The organism is Micromonospora endophytica, assembly GCF_003236305.1.
In the GTDB taxonomy this organism is placed as follows: Bacteria; Actinomycetota; Actinomycetes; order Mycobacteriales; family Micromonosporaceae; genus Micromonospora; species Micromonospora endophytica.
Genome location: NZ_POTX01000138.1, coordinates 1 through 15984, shown reverse-complemented (window position 1 = coordinate 15984; position 15984 = coordinate 1). Strand labels below are relative to the sequence as shown.

15 protein-coding genes are annotated in these 15984 nt (G+C 71.9%); 5 read left to right on the top strand and 10 right to left on the bottom strand.

The window, feature by feature from the left end; translation table 11 throughout:
• The coding region (locus tag C1I93_RS19280; RefSeq protein ID WP_258378309.1) for a uracil-xanthine permease family protein at positions 1-1345 on the bottom strand (1345 nt) is incomplete at its 3' end.
• Between the two features lie 206 nt (positions 1346-1551).
• Here C1I93_RS19280 and C1I93_RS19275 point away from each other — a divergent pair.
• Entirely contained in the window at positions 1552-2067 is a 516-nt protein-coding gene (locus C1I93_RS19275; protein ID WP_249412332.1) for a Uma2 family endonuclease, read from the top strand.
• Positions 2068-2082: 15 nt separating this feature from the next.
• Here the strand turns inward: C1I93_RS19275 and C1I93_RS19270 are convergent, their stop codons facing one another.
• Genes C1I93_RS19270 through C1I93_RS19235 form a run of 8 tightly spaced genes read right to left on the bottom strand, consistent with a single transcriptional unit; the run spans position 2083 to position 9987 of the window.
• Positions 2083-2718, bottom strand: coding sequence for an alpha-ketoglutarate-dependent dioxygenase AlkB (locus C1I93_RS19270; protein ID WP_111244694.1), 636 nt, complete (start codon positions 2716-2718; stop codon positions 2083-2085).
• Between the two features lie 21 nt (positions 2719-2739).
• The gene (locus C1I93_RS19265; protein ID WP_111244693.1) at positions 2740-3798 is read right to left on the bottom strand and encodes a PseG/SpsG family protein; all 1059 of its coding nucleotides are present in this window, start codon (positions 3796-3798) and stop codon (positions 2740-2742) included.
• Positions 3795-4529 (bottom strand): cytidylyltransferase domain-containing protein, encoded by a 735-nt coding sequence (locus tag C1I93_RS19260; RefSeq protein WP_111244692.1) that lies wholly within the window; start codon positions 4527-4529, stop codon positions 3795-3797. The genes C1I93_RS19265 and C1I93_RS19260 overlap by 4 nt, the downstream gene beginning before the upstream one ends.
• A complete protein-coding gene (locus C1I93_RS19255; RefSeq protein ID WP_420811779.1) occupies positions 4526-6340 on the bottom strand; it encodes a class I SAM-dependent methyltransferase in 1815 nt (604 codons plus the stop codon). Before C1I93_RS19255 ends, C1I93_RS19260 begins: the two co-directional genes overlap by 4 nt.
• Positions 6337-7224: a hypothetical protein gene (locus C1I93_RS19250; protein ID WP_111244691.1), complete on the bottom strand. Its 888-nt coding sequence runs from the start codon at positions 7222-7224 to the stop codon at positions 6337-6339. The genes C1I93_RS19255 and C1I93_RS19250 overlap by 4 nt, the downstream gene beginning before the upstream one ends.
• A gap of 11 nt (positions 7225-7235) precedes the next feature.
• Positions 7236-8393, bottom strand: coding sequence for a DegT/DnrJ/EryC1/StrS family aminotransferase (locus tag C1I93_RS19245; protein WP_111244690.1), 1158 nt, complete (start codon positions 8391-8393; stop codon positions 7236-7238).
• On the bottom strand, positions 8390-9373 hold the full coding sequence (pseB, locus tag C1I93_RS19240) for a UDP-N-acetylglucosamine 4,6-dehydratase (inverting) (protein WP_111244689.1): 984 nt from the start codon (positions 9371-9373) through the stop codon (positions 8390-8392). Before pseB ends, C1I93_RS19245 begins: the two co-directional genes overlap by 4 nt.
• Complete coding sequence (locus tag C1I93_RS19235; RefSeq protein ID WP_338044289.1) at positions 9370-9987, bottom strand: GNAT family N-acetyltransferase; 618 nt, start codon at positions 9985-9987, stop codon at positions 9370-9372. The genes pseB and C1I93_RS19235 overlap by 4 nt, the downstream gene beginning before the upstream one ends.
• Positions 9988-10064: 77 nt before the next feature.
• Between C1I93_RS19235 and C1I93_RS19230 the strand changes: the two genes are divergently transcribed.
• The 4 genes from C1I93_RS19230 to C1I93_RS19215 are packed head-to-tail and all read left to right on the top strand — an operon-like array spanning position 10065 to position 12873.
• Positions 10065-10316, top strand: a complete 252-nt coding sequence (locus tag C1I93_RS19230; protein ID WP_181445238.1) for an acyl carrier protein — start codon at positions 10065-10067, stop codon at positions 10314-10316.
• On the top strand, positions 10313-11626 hold the full coding sequence (locus C1I93_RS19225; RefSeq protein WP_111244687.1) for an AMP-binding protein: 1314 nt from the start codon (positions 10313-10315) through the stop codon (positions 11624-11626). Before C1I93_RS19230 ends, C1I93_RS19225 begins: the two co-directional genes overlap by 4 nt.
• Positions 11619-12377 (top strand): SDR family NAD(P)-dependent oxidoreductase, encoded by a 759-nt coding sequence (locus C1I93_RS19220; protein ID WP_111244686.1) that lies wholly within the window; start codon positions 11619-11621, stop codon positions 12375-12377. Before C1I93_RS19225 ends, C1I93_RS19220 begins: the two co-directional genes overlap by 8 nt.
• Complete coding sequence (locus tag C1I93_RS19215; RefSeq protein ID WP_223256594.1) at positions 12361-12873, top strand: hypothetical protein; 513 nt, start codon at positions 12361-12363, stop codon at positions 12871-12873. Before C1I93_RS19220 ends, C1I93_RS19215 begins: the two co-directional genes overlap by 17 nt.
• Here C1I93_RS19215 and C1I93_RS19210 read toward each other — a convergent pair.
• Positions 12836-15984: glycoside hydrolase family 9 protein (locus C1I93_RS19210; RefSeq protein WP_220039589.1), on the bottom strand; the 3149-nt coding region annotated here is incomplete at its 5' end. The genes C1I93_RS19215 and C1I93_RS19210 overlap by 38 nt on opposite strands.

The following is a 15984-nucleotide window of genomic DNA, read 5'->3' as shown; positions in this document are numbered from 1 at the left end:
GGCGGTCGCCGCCACCACCGGCCGCAACCTGGACCGGGACATGGGTCGGGCGTTCATGGGTGACGGGCTGGCCACGGTGCTGGCCGGCTCCGGCGGCGGTGCCCAGGGCGATGCCGTGGAAGGAGAGGTCGCCGGCGGTGAGCGTGTAGTCGGCGGCGCCGATTATCACTGCGACTGCGGCGGTCAGCAGGTTGACCGGGTCGTGGAAGTCGACCCGGTTGTCGAGCCAGATCCGGGCGCCGAGGATGGCGATCAGCCCGTAGAGCGCGGTGGTGGCGCCGCCGAGCACACCGGCCGGCACGGTGAGGATCAGCGCACCGATCTTGGGGCTGAGCCCGAGCAGCACCGCGGCCAGCCCGGCCACCCAGTACGCGGCAGTGGAGTAGACCCGGGTGGCGGCCATCACGCCGATGTTCTCGGCGTACGTGGTGGTGCCGGAGCCGCCGCCGGAGCCGGCCAGCACCGTGGCCAGCCCGTCACCCATGAACGCCCGACCCATGTCCCGGTCCAGGTTGCGGCCGGTGGTGGCGGCGACCGCCTTGACGTGGCCGGCGTTCTCCGCGATCAGGACCAGGACCACCGGGATGACCAGCACCACGGCGCGCAGGCTGAAGCTGGGGGTGTGGAACTCCGGCAGCCCGACCCAGGCGGCCTCGCGCAGCCCGGTGACCGTGGCCGGGTCCAGCCCGCCGGTGAAGGCGGCGACCAGCCAACCGACGAGCACTCCGAGCAGGATGGAGAGTCGGGCCAGAAAACCCTTGAAGAGCACGGTGAACAACAGGATCGCGGCGAGTGTGAGCACCGCGATCAGCGGTTGCGCCTTGACTCCGCCCTCGCCGCCGCCGTCCCAGGCGACCGGGGCCAGGTTCAGCCCGATCAGCATCACGATGGCGCCGGTGACCACGGGGGGCATGAGCCGGTTGATCCAGCCCGCCCCGGCGAGCTGCACCACCAGGCCGACCAGGGCCAGCGCCGCGCCGGCCACCACGATGCCGCCGAGGGCCGGGCCGATGTCGCCGCCGGCCTTCGCGGCCAGCACCGGCGCGATGAAGGCGAACGACGAGCCGAGGTACGACGGCAGCCGGTTGCCGGTGATGACCAGGAACAGCAGGGTGCCCAGCCCGGAGAAGAACAGCGTGGTGGCCGGCGGAAAACCGGTGATCAACGGCACCGTGAAGGTGGCGCCGAACATCGCCACCACGTGCTGCACGCCGACGCCCAGGGTGCGCGGCCAGGACAGTCGTTCGTCGGGGTGGACCACGTCGCCGGGGCGTACCGTCCGGCCGTCGCCATGCACCGACCAGAGTGACCAGCGGGAACGTGGCTCGGTGGGGGATTGGGTCATGGGTGGCCCTTCGCGTCGCAGTGCTGACGGGGGCGATCGACCCTGAGCGTTGTTTCTAGCATGGCCGGTCGGCGCGCGGGATGCCCGCACCGTAACGGCCTGATGTCGCGACCAGCGGGGAGGGTGAGTCGCCGCCCGCCGATCGGCCGTGCCGGTAGGATCTCGGCATGAGCTCAGAGGCGGTTGGCAGGTACATGCCCCCGATCGTGACGCTCGATGACCTCACCGCGATGATGGCTGAGGACGAACACCATCGGTACGAGATCAGCCCCGAGGGAGTCCTCTCGATCATGCCGCCGCCGGGGTACGCCCACGCCATCATCGCGACCCGGCTCATGGTGTGGTTCGCCCAAGGCGGTGTGCCAGCCGAGCGGATCGCCCAAGCGGTAGGGCTGCGTATTCTCGGCCGGGACGGCGGCGTCGGCGGACGCATTCCCGACCTGGTCGTCTGGAGCAAGGCACAGACCGACGGTGTCTGGCTGCCCGTCGCCGATGTCCTCCTCGTCGTGGAGATCATCTCGCCTGGCTCCGAGGGCATCGACACGGTGACCAAGCGCCTGGAGTACGCCGCTGCCGGCATTGCCCAGTACTGGGTGGTGGATCAGGATTCCGCTCAGACCGTCACGATGCACCATCTTGACGGTAACCACTACACCGTGCGCGCGACCATGCCGCTGGCCTGGCTGCTCAACACCGACCCTACCGAACACGACCTCGGCTGAGGCGTCGCCGACGCCTCAGGCGACGCCGGTGGGGCGGAACTGGACGCTGACTCGGGAGCCGACCGGGCGGGTCGTCTTGGGTATGGCGTGCTCCCAGGTGCGTTGGCAGGAGCCGCCCATCACGACCAGGTCGCCGTGGCCGAGCGGGAAGCGCAGGCTGGTCCCGCCGCCGCGTGGACGCAGCAGAAGTTGGCGGGGGGAGCCGAAGGAGACGATGGCGACCATCGTGTCGATGTGCGCGGAGCGGCCCTGGGTGTCGCCGTGCCAGGTCACGCTGTCGCGGCCGTCGCGGTAGAGACACATGCCGGCGGTGACGAAAGGCTCGCCCAACTCGTCGGCGTAGTGCTGGGTCAGCGCCTCCCGCGCGGTCAACAGCACCGGGTGCGGCAGCGGTCGACCGGTGCCGTACCAGCAGAGCAGACGTGGCACGTCGACCTCGGTGTCGTACATGGTGCGTCGCTCGGCCCGCCACGGCACGTCCCGCAGCAGCACGTCGAGCACCTGGTCGGAGCCGTGCACCCAGCCGGGTAGGTGGTCGACCCAGGCGCCGTGACTCAGCGGATGCCGGCGCAGTTGGCCGGAGAGCGGCCCGAGGCTGGGCGGCGCGTCGGTGACGTCGAGCATCGACGGCTGGTACGCGACCTGCGACATGCCGCCCACCCTAGCAGGCGATTAGTACGCCCGTTCTAGTTCTTCGTGCCCGTCGGATAGAACCCTGCACATCGCGTCGGCGACGCGTCTGCGTCCGCGTCCGTCGACCGCTGCCCAGGCCCGCGCGGAGAGCGCCGCCCGACGCGAGCCGCTACGCAGCAGCCCGTCCAGGGTGTGTGCGGCGACATTCCGGGCCAGCCCGGTGGCGGCCAGCGTTGGTAGTTCGCCGAGGCCGGCGGCCAGCTCGGCGGCGACCACCCGATGGTACGACTCGCGCTGGTTGTCCACCACGCAGACCAGCGCCGATGGTGCGCCGAGACAGCACAGCTCCCAGGTCGACGTGCCGGCCGCGCTGACCACCAGGTCGGCGGCGGCGATCAGGGCGGGCAGCCGGTCGGTGGGCGGCACCGGGAGCAGCGTCTGCCCGGGGCCGGTGGTCAACGATGCCAGCCGGTCGGCGGTCTCGGGTCGGCCGGCGATGACGGTGAGGTCCAGCGGACGGCCGGTGGAGAGCAGGATCTCGGTCAGCAGTGGTGCCGCGCCGGCCGCGTCGGTGCCGCCGAAGAAGGCCAGCACCGTCGGCCGGTCCACCTCCGTGGCGGGGCGGGCCGTCGCCGGGCGGGCGGCCAACACCGCGTCGCGCAGCAGGGCGTACTCGCTGCCGGCGAGCAGCCGCCCGGCCGGCACCACCAGGTCGGTGCCGAAGTTCTGGTCGAGGTAGAGGTCGGCGTCCTGACCTCGGGTGTCGCCGTCGACGACGGCCAGGGTCAGCACCCCGGCGGCGCGCAGCGCGCCCGCCCCGGCCGGGTCCAACTCGTACGAGTCGAGCACGAACGCGTCCAGCGCGTGCCGGCGGGCCGCCTCGACCAACCCGGCCGGGGTGTCCGGGCCGGGGTGCAGCGGGATGCCTCGGGCGGCGAGCTGCCGGGCCGCCCAGTCGACGTCGGCCACCGTGCCGAACAGCGCCACGGCGACGCCCCGGGACAGCAGTTCCTCGGCGAGGGCGAGACAGCGGACCAGGTGCCCCACGCCGCGTTGCGGCCCGGCGTCGCAGCGCAGCCCCACCCGTACCGTGTTCAGGATTCCTCCAACCGCTTCTGCCGCTCGTCGGCGTTGAGCGCGCGCAGCGCCGGTCGCGCGTCGAGCCAGTCGGCGAGCTTGGCCAGCGGCACGCTGACGTCACCGAAGTGCTCGACCACCGCGTGGACGAGCTGCCAGTCCCGTTCGGTGTCCAGGGTGAGCCGCAGTGGTGAGCGGTCTGGCGTGAGCGTCACGCCGAGCACCCGGAACAGCTCGGGATGAGCGTACGCGTACGAGGTGACGTGCACCCGGTGGTGACCGGTGGCGAGCCGCTGCACGGTACGCAGCGTCCCCGCTCGGATGATCTCCACGTCCAACCCGCGGGGCAGCGTACGGGCGATCGAGGTGCTGGCGTAGTCCAGTCCCGGCACCGCCCGGTACACGCCGGCGACAAGCGTGACGATCTCCGGGTCCAGCAGCGGACAGTCGGCGGTGAACCGCATGACCGCGTCCGCGGGATGCGCGTCGAGCGCCCCGACGAACCGGGTCAGCACGTCGTCGACAGGCCCCCGGTGCCAGGCCACCCCGAGCCGGTCGCACTCGGCGACCACCGCGTCGTCGCCGGGGTCCGTGCTGGTCGCCACCACCAGGTCGGCGAGTACCCCGCTGTCCTGGGCGGCCCGGATCACCCGACCCAGCACGCTGCGCCCGGCCAACGGGCGCAGCACCTTGCCGGGCAGTCGGGACGAGCCCATCCTGGCCTGCACGATGCCGACGATCCGCTGGTTCACGTCTGGTCCTCCCGGTTGGTGATCGCCTGGGCGCGGCGTTTGGCAGCGCGGGCACCGCGTCGGGCCAGCCGGGCGGGCGCGATCGCCAGCCGGCCGAACCGGTAGCTCAGCGAGCCGTTGAGCAGGTTGATCGTCGCCTCGGCCCGGCGCAGCGTGCGTTCCCGCGAGGTGAGCAGCTCCTCGGTCCACTTCAACGCGGCGGCCAGCCGGGTGTTCTCCTCCCCCTGACGCCGCCACGCCTCGCGGAGCTGCTGGTAGCTGCGTGGCCCCGGCGGGGGGTCGCTGGGGGTGACGGCTCGCAGCTCGGCGGTGAGCCCGACCCGTCCGTCGGTGTCCAACCCGCGCACCGTGGCGCTGACCGCGGCCTCGGTCTCCACGGCGGCGTCCACCACGGCCCGATCGAAGTCCCGCCCGGCCACCCCACCGAGCACCACGGTCAGGCCGGCCACGTCCAGGGTGTCGGTCCACGGGTGGGCGTAGCCACCGGTGAGCAGGTCGGCGGAGAACCGCCACAGGGTCCGGGCCAGCACCACGTCGACAGGTAACGGCACGCGGGGCCGCCAGGTCGGGTCGAGTACCGCGAAGCGGTCACCCGCGACCACCAGGTGTTCCGCCCCGGCCAACGCCACCGCCCCGGTGAGCCGGCCGTCCTCGGCCTGTCCCGCCAACCAGTCGGCGTAGCCGCGCAGCAGGTGCCGCAGCCGGGGCGTGTCGCGGCGCAGGCAGCCGTCGAGCAGCAGGCTGCGCAGCAGACGTCCGTCGGGCACCGGACCGTCCGGTGCCGCCGGGTCGCGGTGGGCGGCCTCGCGGCTGGCGTACGGCGCGGGTGTCGGGCCGGTGCGGGCCGTCGGCTCGGGTCGGTGCCAGTGCCACCCCGACGGTCCGTCGATCACCTCGGCCACGGCGCCGCCCACCCCACCGAGCTGCACCAGCGCCACCGGCAGCCCGGCCGTGGCGGGTTCGCCGGGTGCCTCGACCGATGCCGAGGCCGCCGGGCTGCCGGTGCGGCGGGCGAGCACCAGCCACGACGGTGCCAGGTCGGCGGCGCGGCCGGCGTGCAGCGCGTCGACCGCCAGCCGGGCCGGGTCGGCGAGCACGAACCGGCCGGCGAAGCCACCGGAGCAGGCGTCGTGCAGCACCGCGTCGAGGAGCGCGTTCGTGGTGCGCCAGACCAACTGGTCGGTGGCCAGCAGGGCGGTGGTCAGGTCCGGGCGCGGATAGGCGGCATAGCAGGTGACGGCGTGCATCCCGGTGTCGGCCAGCCGGACGCGTACCTGGTCCAGGTTGGCCGGACGACCGGTGTCGAGCACCCCGCCGACCGTCCACTCGGCGTCGGCTCGGCCGGCGTACCACGACTCGGCGGCGACCAGTCGGTGCAGGCCGAGCGGGTTGGACACGCGCAGCAGCAGCTCACCGTCCGGGCGCAGGGCCGCCGCGAGCCGGGCCAGGATCTCGTCCCAGCCTCGTCGGGGGCCCTCGACCGACTCGATCGTGTCCAGGCCGGCACCGGCGATCACCACGTCGTACTCCGCGTCGGCCGGCAGGCCCGCCGGCCCGCCCACCACCACCCGGTCGACCCGGTCGGTGACCGCCGCCGCGTCGGGGTAGCCGCGCAGCAGGCAGGTGACGTGGGCGTGGGTCAGCGCGTCGAGCACCACCGGGTCGTGCGCCCCGGCCAGCAACACCCGGGCGCCGGCCGGCACCAGCCGGGCCGCCAGCGCCGCCAGCGGCCGGTCGCCGTTCTCCTCGGGCCGGTCGGACCAGGTGAGCATCTCGCCGCCAGGCAGGGTCACCGCCGTCTCGGTCGTCACGTCGTCTCCCGCTGCGTCGAACCCGTCAGCTCCGGCTGCCGATGCGCCCGGTCCGCCGGTTCCTGCTGTCGATGCGACCACCCGAGCAGCTCGCGCAGCGCGGCGGGCGGGTAACGGTGGTCGAGGCCGAGTTCGGCGTGGGCGATCGCCACGGCGGTCGGCAGGTGCACCTGTTCGCTGTGCAGCTCGGGCCACTGCCGGCGGATCCGGGCGGTGCCGCCGAAGGTCGGGTCCTCGCCGGCCAGCACCATCGGATCGCCGTACACGGCGGGTGCGCAGCCGGCGGCGATGCCGTAGAAGATCGCGCTGGTCAGCCGGTTGGAGGCGACGCGGGCGTGGCGGCGCAACTCGGCCAACTGACGGTCCAGGAACTGCGGGTCGGTGTCCCGCCACCACTGGCCGCGGTAGCCGTGGCAGATGACCCGGAAACCGGCGTTCTCGTACCGCCTGCGGACCCGGGCCATCCGGTGCTCGTGCCAGTAGAGGCAGACGGTCACCGGGCCCGGCTCGGTGTCCCGGATCCGGGCGATCAGTTCCTTGTGGTCGCCCTTGACGTGCTGTCCCTCCCAGCCGTGGAACGGGTACCAGATGGTGCCCTGCCGGTCCGGCGACCCGACCTCGGGCTGCATCGCCAGCAGGTAGCCGAAGGGTGCCCCGATCACTGTGACGTTGCGCCGACCGACCGACCAGGCGCGCCGTCGGGTCTGCTCGGACCAGAGCAGGCTCGGCGTCCGTTCGGCGTACGGGTGGCCGGGCGCGAGGCCGTCACCGATGTTCCAGCCGTGCTGGACGTACCCGTTGATCCGGGGCGGGTGCCCGTCGCCCAGTCCGGCGTAGCGGGCGAGCACGTGGGCGTGGCCGTAGAAGTGGTTCGCGTGATGCATCGACGTCCCCCTCAGGCGGCCGGCCGGACCGCGAGGCCGCGCAGCGCGGCGACGAGCGCGTCGATGACCCGCTCCTGGTCGGCGTCGCGCAGCCCGGGGTAGAGCGGCAGGGACAACTGCTGGGCGTAGAACGTCTCGGCGACCGGGCAGCTGCCACGCCGGTAGCCGAGGTCGGCGAAGGCGGGATGCCAGTGCGCCGGAAGGTAGTTGACCTGCACGCCGATGCCGGCGGCACGCATCCGGTCGTACACCTCGCGGCGGCGGCCGTCGAGCACCCGGATCGGGTAGAGGTGCCAGGCCGGGCTCGCCCAGTCCCGCCGGCCCGGTGCCAGCACGCCGGGCAGGTCCGCCAGCGCCTCGTCGTAGCGGGCCACCAGTTCGGCGCGGCGGGCGAGGAAGTCGCCGAGCCGGCGCAGTTGGCTGCGGCCCAGCGCGCAGAGCACGTCGGCCAGCCGGTAGTTCAACCCGAACGAGTGCACCTCCTGGTGCCAGCCGCCCTCGTCGGGCCACCGCTGCTGGTCGCGGTCCCGGACCAGCCCGATGTTGCGGAACCGGCGGGCCCGGTCGAGCAGCTGCGGGTCACCTGTCGCGACCGCGCCGCCCTCGGCGGTGGTCAGGTTCTTGGTCGGGAAGAACGAGAACGAGGTCAGGTCGGCCAGCGAGCCGACCGGCCGACCCCGGTACGCGGCCCCGATCGAGTGGGCGGCGTCGGCCAGCAGCAGCGCGTCGCTGCCCGCCAGCGCCGTACGCAGCGCGTCGTAGTCGGCGGGGTGACCGGCGTAGTCCACCGCGGCGACCACTCTCGTGCGGTCGGTGACGGCCGCGGCCAGCGCCGCCGGGTCGAGGGTGAACGTCTCCTCCTCGACGTCGGCGAAGACCACCCGCGCGCCGAGGGCCACCGCGCTGCTGGCGGTGGCCACGAAGGTCATCGGCGGGACCACCACCTCGTCGCCGGGGCCGACACCGGCAGCCGCGTACGCCACGTGCAGCGCCGCCGTGCCGCTGGTGACGGTGGCGACGCCGGCACCACCGGCCCAGCCGGACAGCTCGGCCTCGAAGGCGGCCACCTCCGGGCCGGTGGTGAGCCAGTCGCTGCGCAGGGCGGCGACCACGGCGGCGATGTCGTCGTCGGTCACCGACTGCCGCCCGTACGGCAGGAGCCCGGTCATGCCGGCAGGCCGAGCATGTCGCGCAGCTGCGGCACGGTGAGCCACTCGTCGTTGGTGTCCGACTGGTACGCGAAACCGTCGGGCACCGGCGCGCAGCCGACCGGCGGCTGGTAGCCCCAGGTGGCGATGGTGGGCTGGACGATGAACCGGTCCTTGGCGAGCAGCGTCCGCCGGCTGTCGTCCGGCGCGATCATCTCCTCGTGCAGCTTCTCGCCGGGACGGATGCCCACCTCGTGCGTGGTGGCGTCCGGCGCGACCGCCTCGACCAGGTCGAGGATCCGCATGCTGGGGATGCGCGGCACGAACAGCTCGCCGCCCTGCATCTGGTCGAAGGAGTCCATGACGAACTGCACGGCCTGGTCCAGGGTGATCCAGAAGCGGGTCATCCGCTTGTCCGTGATCGGCAGACTCTTGCCCTCGACGGCGAGCCGCCGGAACAGCGGCACCACCGAGCCGCGGCTGCCGACCACGTTGCCGTAGCGCACCACCGCGAACCGGGTCGGGTGCTGCGCGGCGTAGTGGTTGGCCGAGATGAACAGCTTGTCGCCGACCAGCTTGGTCGCGCCGTACAGGTTGATCGGGCTGGACGCCTTGTCGGTGGAGAGGGCGATGACCTTCTGCACCCCGGCCTCGATGGCCGCGTCCACCACGTGCTGCGAGCCGGTGATGTTGGTGGCGATGAACTCCGACGGGTTGTACTCCGCGGTGTCGACCTGCTTGAGCGCTGCCGCGTGCACCACGTGGTCGACGCCGTGCATCGCCCGGGTCAGCCGGTGCCGGTCCCGGATGTCGCCGATGAACCAGCGCAGGCGGGGATCGTCGCCGAGTTGCTGGCGCAGCTCGTACTGCTTCAGCTCGTCCCGGGAGAAGACCACCACCCGGGCCGGGTCCGTCTCGGTGAGCAGGTGCCGGAGGAAGGTTCGGCCGAAGGATCCGGTACCGCCGGTGACGAGGATGGATGATCCGTTCAGCTCACTCACGCTGGGTGCTCCCGTGTTCGTCGGTGATCCGTAATCGCCAGGCGTTGAATGATGTACGGCGTACTGGAAACGTGATGTGAACGGCACGTGGACTTGCCGGAAAAATCAAGGACACGACGGTCGGAGCGGTGCAGCGAAATGGGGATCACGGTTATTTGCCGACCGTTGTGGACCTCCTGCCGGCCGGTTCCCTCGACGAACCGGAACCGGCGGTTCATCTGTCGTACCACTGTGTTGTCGGCGAGCACCTCGCCGTCGAGCCGGTCCAGTTCGAGCACGTCGAACGCGTAATCGACAGCCGCCCGCATGACCGCCAGCCAGGCGGGCAGCGTGGCACCCCGGGCGGCCAGGCCCTCGGCGTCCAGGTAGAAGCCCCAGGAGCCGGTGCGGTGCTGGTCGAAGCGCAGGTCGAAGAAGGTGACCACGCCACACGGCAGGTCGTCGTGCCGGTAGGTCAGCACCCGCCGGGTGGGGTCGGCGCGGACGGCCGACCACCACCGCAGGTGTTCCTCGACGCTGATCACATGACTGTTCTTGCTGGCCTGTCGATTGATTTCTTGGTTACGCCAGGACAACATCAGGTGAACGTCTTCTCCGGTCGCCTCACGTAACACGTGCCGCTCGCTTTCCACCGGTTCCCGTGGTCACCGGGCACCCTAATTCCGAATGATCTGGCTGTACACTCCGCCGCATGACGGAATTGAGTCGGACGCAAATTCGCGATCTGATGGGGCAGGTGCTGGCCAACCAGGGAAAGGTGCTGCCCGACGACGACGGCACCGACCTGCGGGACGTCGGGTTCCGGTCGCTGGACTTCTCCGAGCTGGCGCTGCGGGTGGAGGACGAGACGGGGGAGGAGCTGAACTTCGACGCTCCCGGGCTGCGGCGGATCGCCACCGTCGGCGACGTGCTCGACTTCCTCGTCGAGCTGCAACGGCAATGAGCACGGCCCCCGCCCGTCTGGGCACCTCCTGGCTGGCCGGCGCCGGCAACCGGGTCGTCGTCGGCGGCACCTCCACGACCTGGCGGGACCTGCCGGAGCTGGACCTGCCGCCGGCCCCGCTCGCGGTGCTCGCGCACGACGCCCGGTACGCTCTCGCCGCCGCCCGCCACCACGCGGTGCACGGTGGAGAGCTGCTGCTCTCCACGCCCGGCCGGGTGGACGAGGCGATGCGTGCCGAGCTGCGCGAGGCCGGCTTCACGGTGACCGACCTCGGCGCGGACGCCGGCAGTGTGGGCACAAGCGGTGGCGCGGGCGCGGCCGGGGCGGTGACACCGGCCGGTTTCCGGCCGGTCGAGCACGATCGGCTGTGGCTGTTGACCTCCGGCTCGACAGGCCGGCCCAAGCGGGTCGGGCACACACTGGCGTCGTTGACCACCGTCCGGGGTGAGCAACCCGCCCGCACCTGGCTCTGCCCGTACGCCCCGGGCACGTACGCCTGGTGGCAGGTGGTGACGCTGTCGCTGACCCAGCCGGGGCAGGACCTGGTGGTCGTCGAGCCGGAGCAGCTCGACGACTGGCCGGCGCTGGCCGCCACGCACGGCGTGGACGCCGCCTCCGGCACGCCGACCTTCTGGCGTCGAACCCTGCACCGTGACCCCGCCGGGCTGGCCCGGGTGCCGCTGCGTCAGCTCACCCTCGGTGGTGAGCCGGTGGACCAGGCCATCCTGGACCGGCTGCGGGAGGTGTTCCCGACGGCCCGGATCTCCTGGATCTACGCCTCCTCGGAGGTGGGCGCGGCCATCGTGGTGCACGACGGGCGGGCCGGTTTCCCCGCCGAGTGGCTGGACCGGGCGGCACCCGGCCGCCCCACCCTCGGCGTACGCGACGGGGAGCTGGTGATCACCTCGCCGCACCACGGGACGGGGTTGGCCGGGCCGGTGCACACCGGCGACCGGGCGCAGTTGGTCGGCGACCGGGTGCTGATCACCGGACGACTCGACTCCGACGAGATCAACGTCGGCGGCAGCAAGGTCTCCGCCGGTGGGGTGCGCGACGTGCTCACCGCCCATCCGTGGGTGGCCTGGGCCCGGGTCACCGGCCGCCGGGCCCCGCTGCTCGGCCACATGGTCGTCGCCGAGGTGGTGCTCACCACCGCACCGCAACCCGACGCGCCGACTGAGCCAACGGCGGCGGATGAGGCGGCACTGGTGCGGTGGTGCGCCGAGCGGCTCCCCGATTACGCGGTGCCGCGCCGGATCCGCGTACTGACCGAGATTCCCGTCAAGGAGACCCTGAAGAGCGATGTCTGACTCCGCCACCCGCACCCCGCTCGTTCCGCCGTCCACAGTGGTGCTCGTCTCCGGCGGGTCTCGCGGGCTCGGCCTCGCCATCGTCACCGACCTGCTCTCGGCGGGCCTCAAGGTGGCGGCCTTCGCCCGCACCGTCACTCCCGAGCTGGCGAAGCTCGCCGACACCGAGCCGCAACGGTGCTACGTCGACTCGGTGGACGTGACCGACCTCGCCGCCACGCAGGTGTTCGTCCGGGCGGCGGAGGACCGCCTCGGGCCGATCGACGGCCTGGTCAACAATGCCGCCGTCGGGCAGGACTCGCTGCACGTGCACACCGCCACCGCCGACATCGCCCGGATAATCGAGACGAACCTGACCGCGCCGTTGCAGCTCACCCGGCTGGTGGTGCGCCGGATGCTGGCCCAGGGGCGGCGCGGCCGGATCGTGAACGTCACCTCGATCTGCGCGCAGCGCGGCTTTCCCGGGCTGGTCGCGTACTCCGCCACAAAGGGTGGGATGGACGCGGCGACCCGGTCGCTCGCCCGCGAACTCGGTGGCCGGATGCTTGTCAACGCCGTCGCGCCCGGCTTCTTCGCCTCGGAGATGTCGGCGGTGCTCGGCCAGACCCAACTCGACCAGATCGTGCGTCGTACCCCGACCGGTCACCTGACCGCGCCGGAGGAGGTGGTGCCGGTGGTGCGGATGCTGCTGCGCGACCAGACCAACATCAACGGCCAGGCCATCGTGGTCGACGGTGCCGCCTCGATCTGAGCTGCTGCGGCCCGGTCACGACGACGCCGGCCGAGCACACCGGTGGTCCCACGCCGACCTCGACGTGGGACCACCGGTGCCCGCCCTGCTCGCCGCCGCGCGCGGGCACCTGCGGGTGGCGACACCGGCCGCGTCGGACGGCGCGGTGACCCGCAGTCACCTGGCCGACGGCCGCTGCGTCGGCTGGTACGCCCCGCCGCCACCGGGCTGGCGGGTGGCCATCGACGCCGAGCATCGCGGCGCGGCGCCGCCCTCGGCGTTGGTCCGGCGCTTCGGTGCCGCCGACTTCTGGCCCCGCTGGACCCGGGCCGAGTGCCTCGCCAAGCTCGCCGACGTGCCGATGGTGACCTGGTGGCACCGGTACGGTCTGGCGGTGCCACCAGGCACCGGGTGGCTGTGGCGCACCCTCTACCTGGACGACCTGGTCGTCACCGCCGCCCTCGCTCCCGCAACCTCGGTCACCGGATGGGTGCCACGTCGGCGGCGAACGCGCTGACCCAGGCCAGGGCCGAGTTCCAGTTGATGGTGATCTCGTTGACCGACCAGGCCTCCAGGTTGTCGACGTAGCAGAGTTGCGGAGCGCAGCCGTGCAGCCAGTTGGCGGCCAGCGGATCCTGGAGGCTGGAGTTCGGTCCGCCGGCCACCGACCCGACGGGTGGGTTGGGCAGGGTCGCGTCGAACGACTTGGCGTACCAGCGGCTGTGCTGGTTCTTCGCGTCGTTGCTGCCGTAACCGGTGACGTACGACTGCCCCAGGGCGTTGCGGCCGAAGAGGTAGTCGAACGCCTCGAAGACCGCGTCGGCGTACGCCACGTTGCCGGTCAGGTCGTACGCCGTGGCGATCACCACCTGGTTGTTCAGCATCGACGCGTTCGAGCCCCAGTCGTACTTGCCGCTGGTCGGCGTGTACGACTGCCCGAACCGTTCGGCGCGTTGGAACGAGATCAGCCGGTTCGCCGCATCCTGGACCCAGGTGCGGATCTGCCCCCGCTCGGACAGGCCGCTGCCGTAACGAGCGAGATCCAGTTGGGCGAGGGCGGCCATCGAGCCCCAGTAGAAGCCGTTCTGGTCGAACGCGACCGCCGGATTGTGGTAGCGGTTCGCCCGCAGCGCAGTGAGGTAGGTGCCGCTGCTGGTGGTCAGGTACAACTGCGTCGCGGCCCAGTAGTACTCGTCGGTGACGTCGTCGTCGGCGTACGGGCCACCGCCGGAACGGTCCGCCCGGGGCGCGTACAGCACCGGGTTGGCCAGCGCCGCCGCGTACGCCCGCTCGGCCGCCGCCCGCAGCCGGCTCGCGAAGGCCGCGTCGTACGGTGCGTAGACCCGCGCCCCCTGCGCCGCCACCGCCGCCAGGTTCAGCGTCGCCGCGGTCGACGGCCGGTGCAACTGCCGGGCCTTCTTGTCCAGGTGTGGCAGCGTCGGCGGGCCGGTCCACGACTCGTCGTGCACCTTGTGGTGCACCATCCCGGCCAGTGGCTTACCCGCCGGCACCTGCATCTTGAGCATGAACTCCAGGTTCCAGCGGGCCTCGTCGAGGACGTCCGGCACACCGTTGCCGCGCTCCGGAATGGCCAGGGTCGAGTCGCCGAGCGGCCCTGAGCGGCCCACCGCCACGGCCCGCTCCCACGTCGAGAGGAGCTGGTAGGTGGCGATGCCGCCGTTGACCACGTACTTGCCGTGGTCGCCCGCGTCGTACCAGCCGCCGGTGACGTCAAGCGTGTAGTCGCAGGTCCAGTTGTTCATGAACGACTGCGGGCGCTGGCAGGGCACCTGGGTGTCGCCGCCGTTCGGCGAGGCGGCCACGTGCCCTGCCGGGCGGGCATACGCCGCACCGGCGATGCCACCGTCGATCGCGATGCCGCTCCGGTTCGGGTAGAAGAACCGCATCGAGTCCGACCGCAGCGACGCGTACAGATCAGTCCTGATGTCGAACGGAGGGCTGGCCTGTCCACCGACGACCAGCTCGAACCGTCCGGTCGCTGTCACCGACCCGAAGTCGATCGTGTGGACCGATGCGCCGGCCGACCCGTCGAACCCGGCCGGGGTGCTCTGGCCGGTCGCGACCGTGCCGCCGCCGACCCGCCGCAACGTCCACGCCTGCGGGCTCGTCGCGGTGCTCACCAGGGTGGCCCGCTTCGGACCACGCGGCAGGTAACCGTGCTGGTTGACCTTCACCGCCGGCCCCCGGTTGGCCTGGTAGACGTAGCCGTTGCCGTTGAGCGTCACGTCGTCCATGCAGAACTCGTACGGCTTGGTCGACCCACCGAGGCGGAACTGCACCTGGGAGAGCATGTACTCGGCACTGAAGGTGCTGTCGAAGGTGTACTCGTACTGTCGCCACGCCCCACTGGTCACCGTCGGGTACTTGACCAGGTACGTCGTGTTGCTCGGGTTGTAGAAGGGCGCCACCTGGACGGTGAGGTTGACATTCTCACTCGTACGCACCCGGAACCGGAACGTGTAGGACTTCCCCTTCGGCAGGTAGATGCTGTTGTGCCCGACGATGACGTCCCACGGCTTCGCCGAGGCCGGGGCGTTCACGCAGAAGACCCCACCGTCGACCTTCGGGGTCATCCCCGCGTTCACCCACCACGGCTTGAAGTCGCTTGTGAAGTTGCTGTTCTGGATCAACCGGCCGGTCACCTGCGGCTGCGGATCCCCACCGCCGTACGCGGGCAGCGTCCCGGCCGGCAGCTGGGTCGGGAAGCCCGGCATTCCCGGCTGACCCGGCCCCTGCGGGCCGGCCCCGTACCGGGGCAGGAACCAGGCGTCGGCTGCGTCGGCATCGCCGTCGAACAGCACCAGGTCAGCCACCCGGTCGCCGTTGAGATCCTTGAAGACTGCGCCTTCCAGCCCCACCTGGGACAGCCCGCGTTTGATGGTGCCGAGGGACTTCCAACCGGAGCTGATGCTCCACGGGCCGCCGAGGTTCTCCCAGGCCTGCACGTCGCCGGAGGCGAGGTCGAGCAGGAGGGTGTCCGCCCGACCGTCTCCGGTGATGTCGGCGAAGTAGGCCCGCTGCCCCCTCGTCGCCTCCGCCGGGTGCCCGAAGCCGGAGATCTTTCGCCAGTCACCGGGCGCGGGCCAGCCGCGCGCCGTGTTCTCCCACGCCGTGGCGAAGTTGTTCAGGTCGAGCGTGATGTAGTCGTCGTCGCCGTCGCCGTCGATGTCGGCGAACATCCGATGGTTCACGCTGCTGCCGAAACCCAGATTGTTCGCGACCCGACTGCCCTGCCCCCAGTTGATCCCACCGTCCGAGGACTCGTTCTGCCAGCCCTGGAAGCTCGGGATTCCGGTCGGGGACTGATTGGGGTTGAGCAGGGCGATGTAGTCGGCGCGGTCGTCGCCGTCGAGATCGCCGAAGAGGATCTGGTCGGCGGCCAACCCGTCGAGCAGGTCGGACACTGGCGCGGCGTTGCCCCATTCGATCCACACCGGGTCGCCGTTCCCGTCGCATCCGGCGTTGCGGGACAGCTCGGTGAGCCCTGTTCGCTGGTTCACCAGGCGGTCGGTGAGGCCGTCGCCGTCAAGATCAGCGAACCGGAGGGCGACGTCACCCGGGGCGGGCGTGCCGGTGCCCGTGCTGGGTGCCGGGCTGGGTGTGGGGC